At 33.8% G+C, this 19,777-nt stretch carries 19 protein-coding genes and 1 tRNA gene; 2 read left to right on the top strand and 18 right to left on the bottom strand.

Translation table 11 applies throughout. The features are described 5' to 3' along the window. Window positions 1-33: 33 nt before the first annotated feature. Entirely contained in the window at window positions 34-2,754 is a 2,721-nt protein-coding gene (locus tag CN946_RS09485) for a sigma-54-dependent transcriptional regulator (protein WP_098860906.1), read from the top strand. Between the two features lie 566 nt (window positions 2,755-3,320). On the opposite strand, the gene chbG is transcribed toward CN946_RS09485, so the two are convergent. The 11 genes from chbG to CN946_RS09535 all read right to left on the bottom strand — a co-directional run bounded on the left by chbG (window position 3,321) and on the right by CN946_RS09535 (window position 11,394). Next, window positions 3,321-4,037 carry a chitin disaccharide deacetylase gene (gene chbG, locus CN946_RS09490; protein WP_098860907.1) on the bottom strand — a complete coding sequence of 239 codons (717 nt, stop codon included), beginning with the start codon at window positions 4,035-4,037 and terminating at the stop codon, window positions 3,321-3,323. A 79-nt stretch (window positions 4,038-4,116) separates the two neighbouring features. After that, window positions 4,117-5,454: a 6-phospho-beta-glucosidase gene (locus CN946_RS09495; RefSeq protein WP_098860908.1), complete on the bottom strand. Its 1,338-nt coding sequence runs from the start codon at window positions 5,452-5,454 to the stop codon at window positions 4,117-4,119. Between the two features lie 72 nt (window positions 5,455-5,526). Then, the gene (locus CN946_RS09500; RefSeq protein ID WP_098428533.1) at window positions 5,527-5,847 is read right to left on the bottom strand and encodes a PTS lactose/cellobiose transporter subunit IIA; all 321 of its coding nucleotides are present in this window, start codon (window positions 5,845-5,847) and stop codon (window positions 5,527-5,529) included. A 22-nt stretch (window positions 5,848-5,869) separates the two neighbouring features. Next, window positions 5,870-7,225 (bottom strand): PTS sugar transporter subunit IIC, encoded by a 1,356-nt coding sequence (locus CN946_RS09505; RefSeq protein ID WP_098860909.1) that lies wholly within the window; start codon window positions 7,223-7,225, stop codon window positions 5,870-5,872. A 44-nt stretch (window positions 7,226-7,269) separates the two neighbouring features. Further along, on the bottom strand, window positions 7,270-7,572 hold the full coding sequence (locus CN946_RS09510) for a PTS sugar transporter subunit IIB (RefSeq protein WP_097973524.1): 303 nt from the start codon (window positions 7,570-7,572) through the stop codon (window positions 7,270-7,272). Between the two features lie 442 nt (window positions 7,573-8,014). After that, the gene (locus tag CN946_RS09515; RefSeq protein WP_098860910.1) at window positions 8,015-8,335 is read right to left on the bottom strand and encodes a PTS lactose/cellobiose transporter subunit IIA; all 321 of its coding nucleotides are present in this window, start codon (window positions 8,333-8,335) and stop codon (window positions 8,015-8,017) included. Window positions 8,336-8,360: 25 nt separating this feature from the next. After that, a complete protein-coding gene (locus CN946_RS09520) occupies window positions 8,361-9,719 on the bottom strand; it encodes a PTS sugar transporter subunit IIC (RefSeq protein ID WP_098860911.1) in 1,359 nt (452 codons plus the stop codon). Window positions 9,720-9,760: 41 nt separating this feature from the next. Then, entirely contained in the window at window positions 9,761-10,063 is a 303-nt protein-coding gene (locus CN946_RS09525; protein WP_098860912.1) for a PTS sugar transporter subunit IIB, read from the bottom strand. Window positions 10,064-10,397: 334 nt separating this feature from the next. Further along, a complete protein-coding gene (locus CN946_RS09530) occupies window positions 10,398-10,691 on the bottom strand; it encodes a DUF6509 family protein (protein WP_098860913.1) in 294 nt (97 codons plus the stop codon). Between the two features lie 274 nt (window positions 10,692-10,965). Beyond that, window positions 10,966-11,121 (bottom strand): hypothetical protein, encoded by a 156-nt coding sequence (locus CN946_RS23425; protein ID WP_176547277.1) that lies wholly within the window; start codon window positions 11,119-11,121, stop codon window positions 10,966-10,968. Window positions 11,122-11,321: 200 nt separating this feature from the next. Continuing rightward, a tRNA-Arg gene (locus CN946_RS09535) sits at window positions 11,322-11,394 on the bottom strand. Window positions 11,395-12,186: 792 nt separating this feature from the next. Here CN946_RS09535 and clpP point away from each other — a divergent pair. Further along, entirely contained in the window at window positions 12,187-12,780 is a 594-nt protein-coding gene (gene clpP / locus CN946_RS09540) for an ATP-dependent Clp endopeptidase proteolytic subunit ClpP (protein WP_098860914.1), read from the top strand. An 82-nt stretch (window positions 12,781-12,862) separates the two neighbouring features. On the opposite strand, the gene CN946_RS09545 is transcribed toward clpP, so the two are convergent. The 7 genes from CN946_RS09545 to CN946_RS09575 all read right to left on the bottom strand — a co-directional run bounded on the left by CN946_RS09545 (window position 12,863) and on the right by CN946_RS09575 (window position 19,674). Further along, the gene (locus tag CN946_RS09545) at window positions 12,863-13,120 is read right to left on the bottom strand and encodes an HPr family phosphocarrier protein (protein ID WP_025568719.1); all 258 of its coding nucleotides are present in this window, start codon (window positions 13,118-13,120) and stop codon (window positions 12,863-12,865) included. A 20-nt stretch (window positions 13,121-13,140) separates the two neighbouring features. Continuing rightward, complete coding sequence (whiA, locus tag CN946_RS09550) at window positions 13,141-14,091, bottom strand: DNA-binding protein WhiA (RefSeq protein ID WP_098860915.1); 951 nt, start codon at window positions 14,089-14,091, stop codon at window positions 13,141-13,143. A gap of 39 nt (window positions 14,092-14,130) precedes the next feature. Beyond that, on the bottom strand, window positions 14,131-15,099 hold the full coding sequence (locus CN946_RS09555) for a gluconeogenesis factor YvcK family protein (RefSeq protein WP_098860916.1): 969 nt from the start codon (window positions 15,097-15,099) through the stop codon (window positions 14,131-14,133). Further along, window positions 15,099-15,983 carry an RNase adapter RapZ gene (gene rapZ / locus CN946_RS09560; RefSeq protein ID WP_098231993.1) on the bottom strand — a complete coding sequence of 295 codons (885 nt, stop codon included), beginning with the start codon at window positions 15,981-15,983 and terminating at the stop codon, window positions 15,099-15,101. The genes CN946_RS09555 and rapZ overlap by 1 nt, the downstream gene beginning before the upstream one ends. Before the next feature lie 29 nt (window positions 15,984-16,012). Further along, window positions 16,013-16,471 carry an NUDIX hydrolase gene (locus tag CN946_RS09565; RefSeq protein WP_098860917.1) on the bottom strand — a complete coding sequence of 153 codons (459 nt, stop codon included), beginning with the start codon at window positions 16,469-16,471 and terminating at the stop codon, window positions 16,013-16,015. Window positions 16,472-16,958: 487 nt separating this feature from the next. Next, on the bottom strand, window positions 16,959-17,906 hold the full coding sequence (gene trxB, locus CN946_RS09570; RefSeq protein WP_098860918.1) for a thioredoxin-disulfide reductase: 948 nt from the start codon (window positions 17,904-17,906) through the stop codon (window positions 16,959-16,961). A 268-nt stretch (window positions 17,907-18,174) separates the two neighbouring features. Then, complete coding sequence (locus CN946_RS09575) at window positions 18,175-19,674, bottom strand: tetratricopeptide repeat protein (protein ID WP_098860919.1); 1,500 nt, start codon at window positions 19,672-19,674, stop codon at window positions 18,175-18,177. Window positions 19,675-19,777 lie beyond the last annotated feature (103 nt).

A 19,777-nucleotide genomic window follows, 5' to 3' on the forward strand; every position in this document is an offset into this window, starting at 1 on the left:
AAGTATACAACTCTTTATGATGGGTGGGCCATTATGAACAGAAAAAATCAGATTTATGAAGTTTTTCTTCAAAGTAAGGAGCAAGGTTTTACCGCTATTGAGATTGCTCAAAAGCTCGGTTTAGATCGAGCAAACGTTAGCAGTGATTTAAATAAATTAGTCAAAGAAAATTTATTAATTAAAACAAATTCTAGACCTGTTGTATTTAAACTTCAGTCTGATAGTATACAACAACCGAATCAATTCCAGAACAATCCAGCAAGTTTAAACTATAAATATGAATATTTTTATGAAGAAAATATTAGTTTAAGACCTGCCATCGAAAAAGCAAGATCAGCTATTCTCTATCCACCAAATGGTATGCATACGTTAATACTCGGTGAGACTGGTGTTGGTAAATCTGCTTTTGCTAAAAGAATGCATGATTACGCAATTCGTTCGAATGTTTTAGAAAAGGATTCTCCATTCATTATTTTTAATTGCGCGGACTATGCAAATAATCCACAATTATTGTTAGGTCAGCTTTTCGGTGTAAGAAAAGGTGCTTATACAGGTGCTACAGAACAAAAAGGTCTACTTGAAAAAGCAAATAATGGAATATTATTTTTAGATGAGGTTCATCGTCTTACTCCTGAAGGTCAAGAAATGTTATTTACGTTCATTGATTATAAGTTGTATAGAAGACTAGGTGAGACAGAAAACGAACGAACATCGAATGTTTTAATCATTTCAGCAACAACAGAGGATCCCGGATCCACTTTATTATCTACATTTACACGCCGGATCCCTATGGTCATTACATTGCCGTCTCTTCGTGATCGAACATATGAAGAGAGATTGACTCTGATTAAACGATTTTTCACGGAAGAAAGTGTTCGTCTAGGAAAAGAGATCGTTGTCAGTGCAAATACTATTCGCTCATTTCTATTTTATCCGTGTCAAAACAATATCGGACAACTTAAAGCTGATATTCAGTTAGCTTGTGCAAAGGCTTACGCAGATTTTATTACTCATAAACATGACAAAATACGAATTTATAGCACTGATTTGAACTGGTATGTGAAGGAAGGCTTATTCATTGAAAAAAAGGTGAAGCATGCAGTCACACTTTTAAACGAGCATTTTGAATTTTCACCAACAAAGGGTATAACAAGTAACCAAAAATTGGATCATTCTGCAGATACAATTTATGACCGAATTGATACGAAATATGAAGAACTAAAACAACGTGGTGTTGCTCAGGACGAGTTATCCTTACTAATGGAAAACGATATCGAAAGTTACTTTACACATTATTTAACTTCTATTAATCGCAAACTATCTAGTAAAGAAAATGTCTCAAAAATAATCAAACCTGAAATCGTTACACTAAGTGAAAAGGTATTAAAACTAGCAGAAGAAAAATTAAGTAAGAGATTTAATGAAAAAATACTCGTTGCACTTAGCCTACACATACAAACCCTATTACAGCGTATACAGTCAAACAAGAAAATTTATCATCCAAATATAACGCAAATCCGAGATCAATATAAAAAAGAGTTTTCCGTTTCAATTGAATGTGTAAAAATGATTGAAGATTTTTCAAATGTTTCAATCCCATTTGATGAAGTAGCATTTATAACGATGTTTTTTGTATATGGAAACGAAGATTTTAAAGTGACTAGTTCTAATGTAAAAGTAATTGTATTAGCTCACGGTAATGGTATTGCTAGAGAAATGGCAAATGTAACAAATGAACTGTTAGAAAACGAAGAAGTTATTGGAATCGATATGCCATTAAGTGAATCACCACAAGATTTTCTAATTCGAGTAAAAGATTATATTAAATCTTTAGGTAAATTAAATGGAATTCTACTTTGTATCGATATGGGGTCACTATCTTATATCGGTGACATAATTGAAGCCGAATTTTCAATTCCAGTACGCCTGATTCAAATGGTAAGTACTGCACATGTAATCGAAGCCTCTAGAAAAGCGACACTCGGTTATAATTTAGACGAGCTTTATCAGGATGTACGAAACTTAACTACTTTCTTCATCAATTCTCATTCGAATAAAACGAAACAACCTGAATTTAATCGTTCTGTCATTTTAACTGCATGTCTGACTGGTCAGGGAAGTGCAATAGCCATTAAAAATATACTAACGAATAACTTGGTCTATGATAAAGAGATGCTAGAAATCGTGCCAATTAGCCTTTTAAATAAAGACGAATTACAAAAAATGTTAAATGATATATCTAAAGAACGAAGTATCGTTTGTATTGTTTCGAATTTTGATATAAATGTTCCATTTAATACGTTTCATTTACAGGATGTATTAAATATGAAGGCTACAAAGACAATACAAGAATTGATCACTTATGAAGAAACGTATTTAAAAATGGCTGAAACATTACAAGAGACTATTTCTTTAAAGGATGCTAAAAAAGTAATTAGTGTGATTAGACGTGCCTTGAACGATATACAAGTCCAAACAGACAAATTTTTCAAAAATGAGGATCTAATGGGAATTGTTATTCATATGAGTTGCATGATCGACCGAATTCAAAACTCACAGCCTCTAATCCCATTTAAAGATAAAGAAGATAAAATAAATAGTGACTATATGCTATATTTAAAAATTAAGAAAATAATGCAACAAATAGAGAATACTTGTGACATTATCATACCTGATGATGAAATATGTTACTTAATGGAATTTTATTCTAGAAATGATATTAGCAGATTAGATGAAGAATTTTATATAAAATAAGTAAAAAGCCAGTTACTTCGATGAAGAAACTGGCTTTACTCTGTTGAAAAACATCCCTGTCAATTAAATTACCAAATTTTCGTAAAAGGAGTAGAGTGATGTTGATTTACACTACAGGATGCTCGCTTTCNNCCTGCGGGGTCTCAGCCTTCCCGCTTATCCCATAGGAGTCGAGCACCCCTCCGTTCCAATCAACTTATTCATCGAAAAAAGTCTGCAATAAAATCATAATCAAATAGCCTTTACTTAGAGTAACCTAACTGCTGTGTATTAATCAGTTTGCAGGTCAACTAATATCGAACTTTAATTAAACTAATCAACTGAATTTGTTTTTCTAAAAATTAGCTCATAGTATTTTTAACCTCTGAAAAAAATCATTACTAGTGATTATTGAAATCGTGAAATTGCTCAAAATATTAACATTTATAACCATTAATAAATCATCCAAAAAATGATCATTTCATCATAAATAAGTTCAATTTAATGTCCGTTTCCCTATTGACCATTTTATATTTCAATACTCTGATGCCAGTTACTTCGATGAAGAACTGGCTTTTTACACTATATTAATACTTTACTAGCTCTACTCCCTCAGGAAGTTTTGAGTTCGTTAAGATATCTAGTTCTGTTAATCTCTCAAAGCAATAGGATGTACCATTTTTTAAATGATTATCTACTAATGCAGGATGTACCATAACCTCTACTGACTCAACACTATTATTTATTCTGTCTTCTATTGTCTCAAAATAGTTTAATGGAATATCACTACCATAAAAGTCGGTTAATAATTGATCTGTAAGAGGTGTGATTCCGTCTATTTGACTCTTTGGAGAAATTCGTACTGGGAGATCATACTTTTGAGATAATTTTGCAATGACTGGGTGTAGAATTGGGATCATGTGTACATGATGATGACTATCTAGATGTGAAGGATTCAATCCATAAGAAAGAAACTTTTGAATTTGAGCATCCCATTCCTTTTCAACTTCTTCAACATTAATAGCTGGATTGTCATACCAATAACTATTTTTAAGAAATGCCCCATTTTGATCTACGATTGTTTGTAGACCTGATAATAAAGGTTTGCCCGCAGTTAATACAAGATGTACACCTAATCCTAATGTAGGATGTAATTTTGCTAATTCAATTCCATGCTCCACAGCATACATATTCATCATCATTGTTGCGGAGTTCACTATTCCATTCAAATGTGATTCAATAATGCCATAATTTACACCTTTTGAATATCCGAAATCATCTGCATTCACAATAAGCTTCGTCATCATTCATTCCCCTTTTTTCATTTAGTATAATTAAAAGGGATGCACTCTTTCATTCGAGCTACATCCCTCTTTTTAATCGTTAATTTGCTGCTACTTTTTCGTTTTTGAAGAATTGAGGTAAATGCTCTTTATGAGCCTCTAACATTTCATCTAGAATTTGTTTTGCTAAATGATCAGATCCAACTAGAGGGTTGATACACATAGCAAGTAATGCTGTTTTATAATCACCTGATACTCCAGCTTCCGCAGCAACACGTTCGAATGATTTAATTTGTTGTACTAAACCGCGTACTGCAACCGGCAAGTCACCCATCGTAATTGGTTTCGGACCGTCTTTTGTAATAACGGCACTTACTTCAACAGCACAATCATCTGGAATTGATGCAATAGCACCGTTATTCATTGTGTTAACAGGTTGGATATCACCTTTATTGTTATATAGAGATGAAATTAATCGGCATGCAGCATCACTATAATAAGCTCCGCCGCGTTTTTCTAATTGTGGTGGCTTAATATTTAAATTAGGATCTTTATATAATTCGAATAATGATTCTTCTAATTTTTTTACAACCTCAGCACGCGTACCATCTTTTTTCGCTGCTTCAAGCTCTTCCTCTAGCATTACTTTCGTTTGATAGTAGTAACGATGATACGGACATGGAATCGCTCCAAGTGCTTCTATAAAATCAGGATTCCAATCCATTGCCTTAATATTTTGCATCGTCATACTTTCAGCAGGGCGTGCAAACTCACTTACAACACGACTTGTTACATCTTCTCCATCTAATAATACTTTCGTTCCGTAAACCATATGATTTAATCCCATAAAATCAATATGCACACGCTCAGCTTCTACCCCTAGACCTTTTGCAATGTTCATGTGAATATGAATTGGTACATTACATAAACCAACTACTTTACGGAAATTTGTATATCTTAAAATCGCTTCTGTTAAAATACCTGTAGGATTCGTAAAGTTTACTAGCCATGCATTTGGACAAAGCTCTTCAATATCCTTAACGATATCTAAAATAACCGGAATTGTACGAAGTGCTTTAAACAGACCACCTGGACCATTTGTTTCTTGACCAATTACCCCATATTTTAAAGGAATACGCTCATCCTTCATACGAGCTTCAAGTAAGCCTACACGAAATTGTGTCGTAACAAAATCAGCATCTTTAAGAGCAGCACGACGATCAAGTGTTAAATGAATTTCCATTGGTACTCCTGCTTTTTCTACCATTCTTTTCGCAAGATTTCCAACGATTTCAAGTTTCTCTCTACCTTCTTCAATGTCCACTAGCCATAGCTCTCTTACAGGTAGTTCATCATAACGTTTAATAAATCCTTCTACTAATTCTGGAGTATAACTTGAACCGCCACCAATTGTTGCTATTTTAATACCGTTTCTCATTTTCTTCACTCCTTCTATATGATAGGAGAAAAGTAGCCCGGTCATTCTATGAAACTACTTTTCTCTTTTTTCTTATTTATTTAATTTTTCATGTAGGAAAATTATTTCTGATACTAAATCTCTCATCGTTAATGCATTCATTAAATGATCTTGAGCATGAATTAATAAGATACTTAATTCAACATTCTCACCACGTGCTTCACCTTGAATTAATGAAGTTTGTGCCTGATGCGCAAGATTTAATTCTTTCTTTGCTTCTTCAATCTTACTATTTGCTTCTTCTAAATTACCCGCTCGAGCAGCCTGCATACCTTCCATTAATGAGCTTTTTGCGTTTCCTGCGTGTAAGATTAATTGGAATGCTGTTTGCTCGATTGTCGTTAAAGTACTCATTTCGTATCCTCCTCAAACTGCATTACATAGCAGCACTTTGATTATTTGCTGCTTCTCTCATTTTTTTAGATTCCATTCGTCTTTGTAATGCAACGAAAGGTAAATAGATGACCACTGAGATAACTAAGTTAAATGCTGCTAAGGCTGCACCTGTCCAATGTCCTCCTGTAATCAACCACCCACCTAAAATTGGTGGTGTTACCCATGGAATATTAGTAGTTACTGGATGAACCATACCTAAAGAAATCGCTAAATATGAAATAACTGTTAAGATAATTGGTGTACCAATGAATGGAATTAACCACATTGGATTTAACACGATTGGTAATCCGAAAAGAACTGGTTCATTAATTTGGAATAAACCTGGTGCCCCACCTAATCCAATCATTTGTTTATTACGTTTTCGATTAATTAATATCATTGAAATGATTAACCCTAATGTAGCACCTGATCCACCTAAGAATACAAATGCATCAAAGAACTGGCCTGCCATTACATTGTATTCACTCCACTTTGTAACACCTTTTGCTGCTAAATCAATATTTTCATTTCCTAAAGCTGTAAATAAAGGTGTCGTAATCCCACCTAGTATATTTGGTCCATGTAAGCCAAGCATCCAGAAGAAATGAATAAAGAATGCTATACCGATTGCAAACGGTAAAGAGTCTGCAGCATTCGTTAATGGCTTAACAAGTACTGAGCTTAACCAATCATTAAAATATACTCCATCCGATAAATATAATCTGAATAGCAATCCAACAATCGCGATCACAAAGATTGTTAGCATACCAGGTAATAGCTTTGCAAATGCTTTTGAAACTGCTGGTGGTACACCATCTGGTAATTTAATAACTAATTGTTTTACTCTTGATAAGCGAACAAAAATTTCTGTTGCAATAATGGCGACGATTATTCCGGTAAAAAGTGCAGTTGAATTAGTATAAGTAGAGTTCACTAACCCCCAAACACTACCAGTAGCCGTTTTTCCATTTTCTAATGTAACCGTTACAGTGTTTAATGTTTGTGGCACTAGTACAAAATATGACGCTAAAGCGACAAGCATTGCTTCAAATCCTTCATCACCATAAGAACGAGCTAATTTATAAGCAATCCCTACAACTGCAAATACAGTCATAAATGCAAATGTTCCCCACCAAATATCACTGCCAAGTGTTTTCCAATTCACTCCAAAAAGAGCTTCCATCATTTTATCGTAACCTTTGATCGCTCCACCTAAATTATTAAATAAAACTGCAAATGAGCCGACCATTGTAATGGCAATCATCCCGATTAACGCATCGCGTATTGCTAATAAATGACGTTGGTTACCGAACTTTGCTGCAGCTGGCATTATATATCTATCTACAAAATTCATCATTTTTTAAGACTCCCTTTTGTTTAAAATGTATGAAACATACATGACTATTTTTTTAAACTAAGTGCCAATTCTAAAACAGCTTCACCATTCATAAGTCCATAATGTACTGGATTGATTACATCAACTGGTATCCCTTTTGGCTCGGCAACTTTTTTCATTTCAGCAGCTAAATAACGTACTTGTGGTCCTAATAAAAGAACATCTGCTTTATCTAAATTTTCTTTTGCAGCATCGCCTGAAACTGCCCAAATCTTTACTTCGATCCCTTTTGCTTTTGCTGCATCCTCCATTTTAGTTACTAGTAAACTAGTAGACATTCCTGCTGAACAAGCTAATAAAATATTCATTGTTATTCCTCCAGTTTTAGAATTAGTGTAGCGGTTACAGGTTTGTTTAAAAGTATGAAACAGTTCCTTGTAGCATCTACAAATTAAATTTTTTTGTACACTCTTTATATAGCAAATGGCGTGCCAACTTTTTCTGACATTCTCAAAGATATGTAATTTACACAATGAAACCTTGTCCTATAAGGACTCATCGTCATGAAATCTTTTTTTCTTGCTTTAAAAGGAAAGTAACTTAAAACATCTAGTGTGTTAAATCTAGTTTGTTAATCTTCTAAAATTGTTTTAGTGTGTTATCATCCTGTTAGAGTGTCGTGATTTAAGTACACTAAATTATAGTGTTTTAAAACACTTTTCGATTCTTACTTAAATAATACAATTTGTTCTATGTAATCTATGAAAAAAGTGATGTAGAATCAGTCTACACCACTTTTTTTAGCAATTATTAAAGTGAAATTTTTTCATGCAAATAAATAATTTCCTCTACTAAATCTCTTGTTGTAAGAGTGTTCATTAAATGATCCTGTGCATGTACTAAAAGAATATTAATTTTGTATCGTTGCCCACCAGCTTCACTTTGTATAAGTGAAGTTTGTGAATGATGAGCCAGCCTAAGTTCCGCATTCGCCTCGGTTACTTTTCTACGAGCTTCCTCGAACTCTCCATCACGAGCTTTATACATCGCTTCCATTAATAAACTCTTAGCATTACCAGAATGTAATATAAGCTGAAATGCAATTTGTTCATTATTTGTGTCGGTAGGCATTTGCACTCTTCTCCTTCACATTCTATTATACATTTAATGAATTACTACTTGTCGTTGTTTCAGTTGACTTTCTAGCTTCCATTCTTTCTGCTACTACAACGAACGGTAAGTAAATAACGATTGAAATCACTACGTTAACAAGGGCTAAAACTGCACCGCTCCAGTGACCACCTGTTGCTAAATAGCCACCTATAACTGGTGGAGTTACCCAAGGGATTGTAGAAACAACTGGAAAAACAATATGTGATTGAACAGCTAAATAAGAAATAATGGTTAAAATAATTGGAGTACAGATAAATGGTATTAACCAGACTGGGTTTAACACGATTGGTAAACCGAAAATAATTGGTTCATTAATATTAAATAATCCTGGTGGTGTTCCTAAAGCAATCATCTGTTTATGACGTTTACGGTTAACTAAGAACATTGCAATGAGTAAACCGATTGTAGTACCTGATCCACCCATATATACGAATGCGTCTAAGAATGGGCCTGCTAAAACAGAATACTTATCTAGATCTGTTACACCTTTTGCATATAAATCGATGTTATGGTTACCTAGAGTTGTTAATAAAGGAGTTGTAATACCCCCTAAAATATTTGGACCATGTAATCCAATCGCCCAGAAGAAATGGACAAAAAATGCAATCGCAACTGCAAATCCTAATGAATCTGCTGCATCAGTTAATGGTTTTACAAGGACTGAATTTAACCAATCATTAAAGAATACGCCATTCGAAATATATAATCTGAACAATAAGCCAACTAATGCAACGATAAAAATTGTTAACATACCTGGTAATAACTTTGCAAACGCTTTTGATACTGCTGGTGGAACGCCATCTGGTAATTTAATAACTAATTGTTTCACTCTAGCTAAACGTACAAAAATTTCAGTTGCAATAATCGCAACGATAATTCCTGTAAATAAAGCCGTTGAGTTTAATGAATTCCAACTAATAAATCCCCAAGTTCCGCCTGTAGCTGTCTTACCACCATTTAACGTAACAGATACTGCAGCTAATGATTGTGGAACAAGTACAAAGTAACACGCTAAAGCAACAAGCATTGCTTCAAAACCTTCATCACCATAAGAACGAGCTAATCTATGCGCGATCCCTACTACGGCAAATACTGTCATAAATGCAAATGTTCCCCACCAAATATCACTGCCTAGTGTTTTCCAGTTTGTACCAAAGACTGTTTCCATCATTTTATCGTAGCCGTGGATTGCTCCACCTAAGTTATTAATAAGTACAGCAAAAGCTCCAATCATCGTAATGGCAATCATTCCAATTAACGCATCACGGATCGCTAACAAATGACGTTGATTACCAAACTTCGCTGCGGCAGGCATTATATACTTCTCAGCAAAACGCATCATTCAAATACACCTTCTTTTCTCTCTAGATTTTTAATTCCCCGTTATTTTTTCAAATTTAAAGCCATTTCTAGTACAGCTTCACCATTCATCAATCCATAATGCACCGGATTAATCGTATCTACTGGTATCCCTTTAGGTTCAGCTAGTTTCTTCATTTCTGAGACTAGATAACGAACCTGAGGACCAAGAAGTAATACATCCGCTTTGACTAAATTTTCTTTTGCCTCATCACCAGCAACAGCCCATATTGTTGCCTGAATTCCTTTGGTCTTAGCTGCTTGTTCCATTTTTGTAACTAGTAAACTAGTCGACATTCCTGCAGAACATACCAATAAGATATTCATCCTACACCTCCTCAATTTTTCTCGTCGATGAAACGCTTACATTTTTACAAATAATGACAAAAGAATTACGCGTTACAAGGACAAGTTGTGTAATCAATTTAAATATTGCAAATTATGTGCCAATATTCTAAAAAATCTATCTATTTAAAAACACAACAAAAAAACCTTGATAAATCAAGGTTTTCAAAACGTAACATTTATTCAAAATATTAGTGTTTTATATGTGTGTACACACAATTGGTACTGTGTTTACAATTACTCAATAGTGTGTTGAGAAATACCCAAAAAAGGATATCTCCTAAGCTGAAGTGTGTCATTCAATAACACATTAATATTATTCTTCAACTGTTAAATGAGTTTTACAAAATTCGAATACTTCTTTTTCTTCATCATCTTCCAAATCAAAATCTAAATACTGATTTGATTCAGCTTCATACAAGTCATATTTAATTAATTTCGACACGTCACCATTTACTCCAAAAAGAGCTTTTATGTATATACCTTTTTCATTATATAATTCATCATCCTCTGGTACATTGATATAAAGTATAAACTCATATCGATCCCCTTCAATGATACCAAATGGATCTTTTATTTCTTCTACAGTGTATTCTGTAATCGTTAACACAAAAACATTCCCTTCAATTATAATATGTACTATTATACACAAAGAAATGAACAAAAAGAAAGACGCCTGCCGCAGCAGACGTCTTGATGCGTTTGAGGCGAGAGACCGGGCGGCCACATCCGCGCGTTTAGCTTGCGCATATCTCTCGTCTTACTCAAATTAGCTCATCGCAAAGAGTAATATATCATATATTTAAGAAAAAGGATAGAGGAAAAAAATAGAAGGAGTAAAAAGAGCAGATAAATTTTAGTAAATATTTTAAACAGTCTTCAGTTTAGATATATAATTTAATGATTTTTAAGTCGATGCAGTATTTTTTCTTTTTAGATGTTGAGTACAGTTTATAGGTTTCTTTAAATTTTAATTCTCTTTCTATTTCATCTTTATTCATTTGTGCCATTTCTTCAAGAAACCAAGAATTCATGTCCATTTGAATGACCTCCCTTTATTTACTTTAAATATATGATTTTAAGTTAAGGGAACCCATTCTTCATTGGACGGAGTTTTAGTACATCTTTAGTTGTAGGGTAATAGTAGGATTTAGGGCTGATCTTCAGAGTTAACAGAGAAAATAAAAACCGAGCGATATTTCTGTTGATTAACAGATCTTATCACTCGGTTTATTTTTAGCGCGCTCGACAGGATTCGAACCTGCGACACACGGTACCGGAAACCGTTGCTCTATCCACTGAGCTACGAACGCATGTTTATTTAAAAGTTAAAACAAGTATAGTGTTTTGGTCGCCCCAATCTCAGGAGGTTAATGCAAGTAGCGGCTCGATTGGTTTCACCAGAAATATGTTTACTCTGTCCCACCCTTGCCTCAGTAGGTAATTGAAAGGAGTGGCTCGATTGGTGCGCTGATGTTTCGCTATGTAGCTTATACGTAGGTTTATAAGAAAATCTTATGTTTTATTATATCGTTAGAATGTTCTGACCGCAATGATTTAGGTTTCTTTTTGAGTACGAAAATATTCTTTAAATTGGAAAAAAGAAGAAGATGCACATGGGGTTGATTTGAGTGTCTTCTTTGATGATCATTATTTTATAGGTTTTTTCCGTTTTTTTGATGACTTGTTGATACCAGTAAAAGCTTTTTTCTTGAGTCTTTTTAGAGTGCCTTTTCCTTCGTTGTCTTTGTCTAGTATATATAGACGTATCATTTTTTCATTATCACTAGCTTACACTTTAATAACGAAATTTCGTTCTCATCTTGGAAAGTTCTACGTTCTGTCCATAAGACTCAACTATGCTCCAATCAGTTAAGTATTAGTTTTTTAACTGATCAAAAGAAAAACTACATAAAGTTACGTTTAATAATAGGAAAAGTCGTTAATGATGTTGAAGTATTAGATAAATAGATATGTTATAAAAGGTCAATATTTTTTAGTTTAAATAATACATTATATATAGCATCTCTTTTATTTGACCTTTTCTGACCTTAAAGGTATTATTGTATTAATCATTCATTTGTTTTAAACAAGGAGGAGAAAAAATGAATTTAATTCCTACAGTTATTGAACAAACAAGTCGTGGTGAGCGTGCGTATGATATATACTCTCGTCTATTAAAAGACCGCATCATCATGTTAGGTAGCGCAATCGATGATAACGTAGCTAACTCAATTGTTTCACAACTTTTATTTTTAGCAGCAGAAGATCCAGATAAGGATATTTCATTATACATAAATAGTCCAGGAGGAAGTATTACTGCTGGTATGGCTATTTATGATACGATGAACTTTATTAAGCCTCAAGTATCTACAATTTGTATCGGTATGGCGGCTTCAATGGGTGCTTTCTTATTATCTGCTGGGGAAAAAGGAAAGAGATATGCTCTTCCAAATGCAGAAGTTATGATTCACCAACCATTAGGTGGTGCTCAAGGTCAAGCTACAGAAATCGAAATTGCAGCTAAGCGAATCTTGTTCTTACGTGATAAATTAAACAAAATTCTTGCAGATCGTACTGGTCAACCATTAGATACGATCGAGCGTGATACAGAGCGCGATAACTTTATGACTGCAGACCGTGCATTAGAATACGGATTAATTGATAAAGTAATTTCTAATACTGCATCTATTAAATAATAATAATAAACTAGCCGTAATTTTTCGGCTAGTTTTTTTATAGAAAAAAATTGGACATCCAACTTGTGAATGTCCAATTACATCAAATTTCTTCTCCAATAAAGTCCATTACTGCTTCCATCGCTTCAACTTCATCGTCGCCAGTAACAGTAATTACAATTTCTTCTCCATGAGGAACAGCAAGACTCATAACACCCATAATACTCTTAACGTTTACTTGTTTACCTTTGTAAGCTAATAATACTTCTGAACGAAATCTCGTAGCAACTTGAACAAATTGTGCTGCTGGACGAGCCTGTATTCCAGTTTCTAATAGTACTCTCCCTTTTTTCTCAATCATTTTTTCTTCCCTCTTAACTTTTATTTTATTTTTATTGGTTCTCCCGCTCTTAGTTTATCAGCTATTTCATCAATTTTACGTAGTCGATGATTGATTCCTGATTTACTAATTGCGCCACTAGATACCATTTCACCTAACTCTTTTAATGTTACATCCTCATACGCTACTCGAAGTTCTGCAATTTCACGTAACTTTGGCGGTAATATATCTAAACCAACTGAGCTTTGGATATAACGTATATTTTCAATTTGTCTGAAGGCTGCACTGATCGTTTTATTTAAGTTCGCAGTTTCACAATTAACTAGACGATTAACACTGTTTCTCATATCTCTTACAATGCGAATATCTTCAAACCTTAATAAAGCCGAATGTGCACCAACAACGTTTAAAAACTCAGTAATTTTTTCTGCTTCCTTTAAGTACGTAATATAGCCTTTACGTCTTTCCAGTGTTTTAGCATTTAATCCGAATTCATTCATTAGACGACAAATTTCTTCTGTATGCTCTTTATACAGTGAAAAAATTTCTAAATGATATGAAGATGTCTCTGGATTATTTACTGAACCACCAGCTAGAAAAGCACCTCTTAAATAGGAGCGTTTACAACATTTCTTCGCAATTAGCTCTTTCGCTATTTCATTCGTAAAGGTAAATCCTTCACCAGTTATATAAAGATCATTTAAAATATGTTTCGCTTCTTCTTTTATTCGAACAATATATACATTGTTCTTTTTAAGACGCATTTTTTTACGAACGAGTAATTCAACGCCCACATCATAAACACGTTTAATTAATACATATATTCTTCTAGCAATTGCTGCATTTTCAGTAACTACATCTATAATAAATTGGCGATTCGCAATTGATAACGAACCATTCATTCGAATTAAAGAGGATAGCTCAGATTTTGAACAACAATCTTTGATCTCAATCGTTGTTAATTCTTTTTTCGTTTCTGATGCAAAGGACATTTGAATCACCCCCTCCTTCTAGCTCTATATATTTCTTCATTATTCTTTTATTTTTGTCGGAATGAGATCACATAGGATTTCAGCCAACTTTACCGTATCATGCCTAATCACATTATCATCATATTTAACGATCGACTTATGAACAATTTCTAGATTTAAAGATTCAAGCTCATTTATATCTAGTTTTACTTGTTGAGCATGTTCTTCCTTATAAAGTTCTAAAATATTTATAGGCATTGTGCCTTCATTTACTATAATTGTATCGATAAAACTTGAATCTAAATGCTGGTATAGAGCCCTTACATGATCACTAGCTGTATAATGCAAAGTTTCACCCGCTTGAGTCATCACATTACATACATATACTTTTTTAGCGTTTGAATTTACAACAGCCTTCCCGATTTTAGTAACTAATAGATTAGGAAGGATACTCGTATATAAACTACCCGGTCCAATTACAATTAAGTCAGCACGATTTATTTCATCAAGCGCCTCTTTTAAAGGTTCAACATTTCCAGGTGCTAAAAATACTCTTTTAATCTTCTTACCAGAATAAGGAATTTTTGATTCACCTGAAACAATTGTACCATCTTCTAATTCAGCTTTTAATACGACACTTTGATTAGCTGCTGGTATAACTTTCCCTCTAACATTTAATACCCTTCTCATTTCAATGATTGCACGGTAAAAATCACCTGTAATCGCAGTCATTGCACTTAGCATTAAATTACCTAGTGAATGTCCAGAAAGGTCTCCAGATGTTGCAAATCGATGCTGGAATAATTCTTCCAACATCGGTTCCACATCTGATAACGCGGCAAGTACATTTCGTACATCACCAGGCGGTGGAATTTTTAACTCGTCACGTAATCGTCCAGAGCTACCACCATCATCTGCGACTGTAACGATAGCGGTAATATCAACGGGATGTTTTTTCAACCCACGAACTAAAACAGATAGTCCCGTTCCGCCTCCAATTATTACTATTTTCGAACGTTGACTATCCATTACTTATGACTCCTTTTTTCTACATCCCGATGACTAACATTGGTATCATATTGATCCTTATAGTAGTTAGCTAAATACTCCGCTAAAGTAACAGAGCGATGCTGTCCACCCGTACATCCGATCGCAATGATTAGTTGTCGTTTACCTTCTCTTTTATATTGAGGTAACATAAAACTAATTAAATCAATTAATTTCAGCATAAATTCAGTTGTCTCATTAAATTTAAGAACATAAGAGGAAACTTCTTCATCTAAGCCAGTTAAAGGACGCATTGATTCAATATAAAATGGGTTTGGTAAAAATCGTACGTCAAATACTAAATCCGCATCAATTGGTATTCCGTACTTAAAACCGAATGACTGAATATTTACTGAAAAACCTTCTTGTTCATTTTCTCTAAATTGTTCAATTATTTTTTCTCGTAATATTTTAGGTTTTAAATCTGAAGTATCATAAATTAATTGTGCACGCCCTTTTACCTCGGCTAAAAGAGTACGTTCCAACTCAATTCCTTTTAATGGAGAACCCGTTGGAGAAAGTGGATGTGAGCGACGAGTTTCTTTGTAGCGAGTAACAAGTGCGGCATTCGTTGCATCTAAAAATAAAATTTGAGGGATGATTGAAGGAGTAGACATTAATTGATCTAACGAATTCCCTAACTGATCAAAAAATTCTCTTCCTCGTAAATCCATAACAAGAGCAACTTTATCTGTTGTATTGTGGTCCGGGTCCTTTAATAGCTCTACAAATTTTGGAAGTAGAGCAGGAGGAAGATTATCGACACAGAAATAACCGATATCTTCTAACGCTTGAACAACGACAGTCTTTCCAGCACCTGACATTCCAGTTATAATAACCATTTTTACATGTGATCTTGTAGGCATTTAACTCAACCCTTTCTATAAAGTTTAGGTTAACTAGGATTTAAACGATATCTTAATAATTCAAAATCCTGTGTATATACAAAAGTACCATGTAAAATTTCTTTACCCTTTAGTAAATAATCAATAATATGATAGTCACCTGCTGCCATAGGAAGATTTTTCACTTCATCTATTGCATGCCAGCGAAGAATTCCTTCTTCACACTCATCTTGATTTTCACCGTCAAACTCGGTAGCCAAAAATGAAAACATCATCCATTCATTCACTACCTTAGCTTCTTCTTCTATAATAATTGTAAAAACACCTTTTAATTTTGGGTTTTTTAAGTAAACACCTGTTTCTTCACGATATTCACGAACAACTGCTTCTCTAATGTTTTCACCTGGCTCCATCTTACCGCCGGGTGCAACCCACCAGTTTCTTCTAGGTTTTTGTAGCAAGAGGATATTATTTTCATTTACCAAAACACAATGTGTAACTCTTTGCATTTCTTATACCTCACTTACAATTTGGACTTGCAGTTGGTTGAAACTGCCCAATCTATATTATACCGTTAAACTAGTCAGACAACAACTTGTTAAGAGTGGGAATTAGGGTAGAAAGGTCCTGGCTAAAGGAAAAGATTTTGTGGATTCGAACTACGATTGAGGAACAAAACCGATCACTTTCGGAGACAAATAATGAATACTCACTAATTTACGAGCTTTAAAGCGAAGACTAAAGGCGTAGTTACACTTATACTTAATTGCTACTACGTCAGGTCCTCCTTTGTCGCTGCAAATTTATACTTTAATGCACAAAAAAAGGGAACATGGACAAGCGCATATCCATGTTCCTATATATATTAGGGGGCTCTCTGGTTATTGTCTATATTACAGTAACTATATTTCAGGAGAGTTACACCCTAATTACATATAAGTTTCAGAATATTACAATTTTGTTCACAATTCTAAAACTTAATTTTATTAATCAAGATTAGTTAGTTTTAGATAATTCTTCTATTAATTCTTCAATATAATGTTGTACTGCTTGAGCAGCAATACTTCCGTCTCCAGTAGCTGTTACAACTTGACGTAAAGTTTTTTCACGAACATCACCAGCAGCAAAAATACCTGGTACTCTTGTTTCCATTACATCATTTGTTTCGATATATCCATTTTCATTTGTAATACCTAAACTTAAGAATGGTTTTGTTAAAGGCAGCATGCCAATATAGATAAATACGCCATCTGTTTTAAATTCAGATTCTTCACCATTTTGAGTATCTACAAGCGTTACGCTACTTACTTTACCATCAGTTCCGTTAACTTCTTTAATTGTTGAATTCCAAATAAATGAAATCTTTTCATTTGCAAATGCACGGTCTTGAAGAATTTTTTGAGCTCGTAATTGATCTCTACGGTGAACGATTGTAACTTTTGAAGCATAGCGAGTTAAATATACGCCTTCTTCTACTGCTGAATCTCCGCCACCTATAACTACTAATTCTTTATCTTTAAAGAATGCTCCATCACAAACTGCACAGTAAGATACACCACGTCCACCTAGCTCTTGCTCACCTGGAACACCAATTTTTTTGTATTCTGCACCAGTTGAAATAATAATTGCGCGCGCTTTGTATTCTTTTTTACCAGCAATGATTGTTTTATATTCTTTACCGTCGATAATTTCTTTAATGTCTCCATAAGCGTATTCAGCACCAAATTTTTTCGCATGATCAAACATTTTATTTGATAAGTCTGGGCCTAAAATACTATCAAAACCTGGGTAGTTTTCAATTTCTTCAGTATTTGCCATCTGTCCACCTGGAATACCACGTTCCATCATTAATGTAGAAAGATTTGCACGAGATGTATATACAGCTGCAGTCATCCCTGCAGGACCAGCTCCAATGATAATAACATCATAAATTTTTTCTTCCATTTCTTAATCACTCCTTGTACTTAAATGGCTAATAGCCCTACTTCATTAACTATCACTATCCTAATACGCGATGACATAAAACAACAAATCATATGCTCATGATAAAGAAAACTCTTCGACTGACGAGCCTTTTAGGAGAAGTCAAAGGCATAGTTGCACTTATACTTAATTCCTAGTATTGGCTACCACATCGAGTACAAATCCTTGCTGCCAATTTATACTCACCTTAATGAGAAATAAAGAAAGCTTGCATTAACACCATCTGGTATTAAAACAAGCTTCGAATGGCGCTAATGCCTTTATTTAATAAATAGGTAGAGATATTATAGTTTGCTGCAATTTTCTTTTGTGATACACGTTTTACTTCATTTTCAACAAGATAATGTGTAGCAGCTAGTAAAACATCTTCACTTACAGGTAATTCTTTATATTTTAACGTAAGCTCACAAATAGCGAAAAACCATAATTGAAGATGATTACGTAGTATTATATAATCTTCTTCCCAAGTTGTTTGTACTTTCTTCGCGCCGTTAATCGCAATATTCAATGACGGATGAGGCTCTAGATAACACATATTATTTAGAAGTACTTGTTCTAATTGTTCATCGAGACCAATATTTTCTAATGGATTTAAATCTTGAAGGATTGAACTAAATTTTTGTTCATAATAATACTCCTTCATAAAATAGATTAATCCCCATCTCTCACTATTCGAATTGGAGTATTTTGCTTGGTACTCTGTTTCAGCCATTAATTGCTCGATTTCATTCGATGAATGTTTTTTTTCAGCCCATGGAGCCAATTCCTCATGATCATCAAATTCACTTGTCATTTCAAAATTCCAAATACGCTCCGCCGTTTCAATTCTTCCAGATTGATAAGCTGCATCACAGAACATATAATAAAACTGTATTTCACGATCTGGTCGTTCCATGTAAAGTAAATTAAATAATTTATAAGCTTCTTCATACTTCTTGAATTGATAGAAAAGTACACCAAGCTTGTGGCGGTGCTCTTCAGAGATTGGAACAATATTTGATAAGCCTTCAAGATATCGTAGAGCAATTTCTTGTTCATTTAATATTCTTTTTAGCATTGTTAAATGAATTAAAGCTGATAAATTACCTGGATTTTGTTCTAAAACATATTGTAATACTCTTTCAGATTCTTCAGGATTACCTAAATGAAGCTCTACTAAAGCTAAGTTATTATAAGCTGGCCAAAATTCTTGATACTTATCAACAATATTAAGTAAAGTTGTTTTAGCAGATTTCCAATCATGATTTGCCAAATAGCTTGTAACCCGCTCTTGAAGCACTAATAAATCATCGTTGATACTTAAATCATCATCTTCTTCACTATGAATAATATCTAAATAGTCTTCTAGTTCTTCTAATTGCTCTTCATCCGTGCCAATTTCTAAATACTTTTGAGCATACAAATTAGCTTTTTGGAATAATCCTAATTCAAAAAATGCAAATGCTAATAAATAATATACATCCTCATTTGTAGGAAATTTATCTAAAATATATTCTAAAATTGTTATTGTAGTTTGATATTGATGTAATGATAAAAGCTTTCTAGAAATATCTATAAGAACTGTTTGATTTTCTTCATTTTCAGCAGCTTTTTTTAAATAATAAATCGCTTGCTCAGAATCGTTACTATTATAAGCTTTCATCCCTTTTTCGTAGAAGTAATCTTTAGGTAACGAGAACGAAACGACATTATGAAATTGATTTGTTTGATTCCCCAAATTTTCAGACATTCGATCCTCCAGTTTTTCAAGCTTATCACAGTATATCACATAAAAAGAGGAAATAGTCGCCGTCCAAATTATAAGAATTTTAAACGAACGTACAATTTCCACA

Source organism: Bacillus sp. AFS053548, from assembly GCF_002575105.1.
GTDB lineage: Bacteria > Bacillota > Bacilli > Bacillales > Bacillaceae_G > Gottfriedia.

Excerpts from the sequence above, each read along its gene's own strand:
- CN946_RS09500 (WP_098428533.1), bottom strand. The coding sequence starts at position 5,847 with ATGAGTACTTTAACGACAATCGAGCAAACAGCATTCCAATTAATCTTA.
- CN946_RS23425 (WP_176547277.1), bottom strand. The coding sequence starts at position 11,121 with ATGGACATGAATTCTTGGTTTCTTGAAGAAATGGCACAAATGAATAAA.
- CN946_RS09545 (WP_025568719.1), bottom strand. The coding sequence starts at position 13,120 with ATGATTGAGAAAAAAGGGAGAGTACTATTAGAAACTGGAATACAGGCT.
- CN946_RS09510 (WP_097973524.1), bottom strand. The coding sequence starts at position 7,572 with ATGAATATTTTATTAGCTTGTTCAGCAGGAATGTCTACTAGTTTACTA.
- CN946_RS09565 (WP_098860917.1), bottom strand. The coding sequence starts at position 16,471 with ATGCAAAGAGTTACACATTGTGTTTTGGTAAATGAAAATAATATCCTC.
- CN946_RS09520 (WP_098860911.1), bottom strand. The coding sequence starts at position 9,719 with ATGATGCGTTTTGCTGAGAAGTATATAATGCCTGCCGCAGCGAAGTTT.
- CN946_RS09515 (WP_098860910.1), bottom strand. The coding sequence starts at position 8,335 with ATGCCTACCGACACAAATAATGAACAAATTGCATTTCAGCTTATATTA.
- whiA (WP_098860915.1), bottom strand. The coding sequence starts at position 14,091 with ATGTCCTTTGCATCAGAAACGAAAAAAGAATTAACAACGATTGAGATC.
- CN946_RS09555 (WP_098860916.1), bottom strand. The coding sequence starts at position 15,099 with ATGGATAGTCAACGTTCGAAAATAGTAATAATTGGAGGCGGAACGGGA.
- CN946_RS09495 (WP_098860908.1), bottom strand. The coding sequence starts at position 5,454 with ATGAGAAACGGTATTAAAATAGCAACAATTGGTGGCGGTTCAAGTTAT.
- CN946_RS09525 (WP_098860912.1), bottom strand. The coding sequence starts at position 10,063 with ATGAATATCTTATTGGTATGTTCTGCAGGAATGTCGACTAGTTTACTA.
- rapZ (WP_098231993.1), bottom strand. The coding sequence starts at position 15,983 with ATGCCTACAAGATCACATGTAAAAATGGTTATTATAACTGGAATGTCA.
- clpP (WP_098860914.1), top strand. The coding sequence starts at position 12,187 with ATGAATTTAATTCCTACAGTTATTGAACAAACAAGTCGTGGTGAGCGT.
- trxB (WP_098860918.1), bottom strand. The coding sequence starts at position 17,906 with ATGGAAGAAAAAATTTATGATGTTATTATCATTGGAGCTGGTCCTGCA.
- CN946_RS09575 (WP_098860919.1), bottom strand. The coding sequence starts at position 19,674 with ATGTCTGAAAATTTGGGGAATCAAACAAATCAATTTCATAATGTCGTT.
- CN946_RS09505 (WP_098860909.1), bottom strand. The coding sequence starts at position 7,225 with ATGATGAATTTTGTAGATAGATATATAATGCCAGCTGCAGCAAAGTTC.
- chbG (WP_098860907.1), bottom strand. The coding sequence starts at position 4,037 with ATGACGAAGCTTATTGTGAATGCAGATGATTTCGGATATTCAAAAGGT.
- CN946_RS09485 (WP_098860906.1), top strand. The coding sequence starts at position 34 with ATGAACAGAAAAAATCAGATTTATGAAGTTTTTCTTCAAAGTAAGGAG.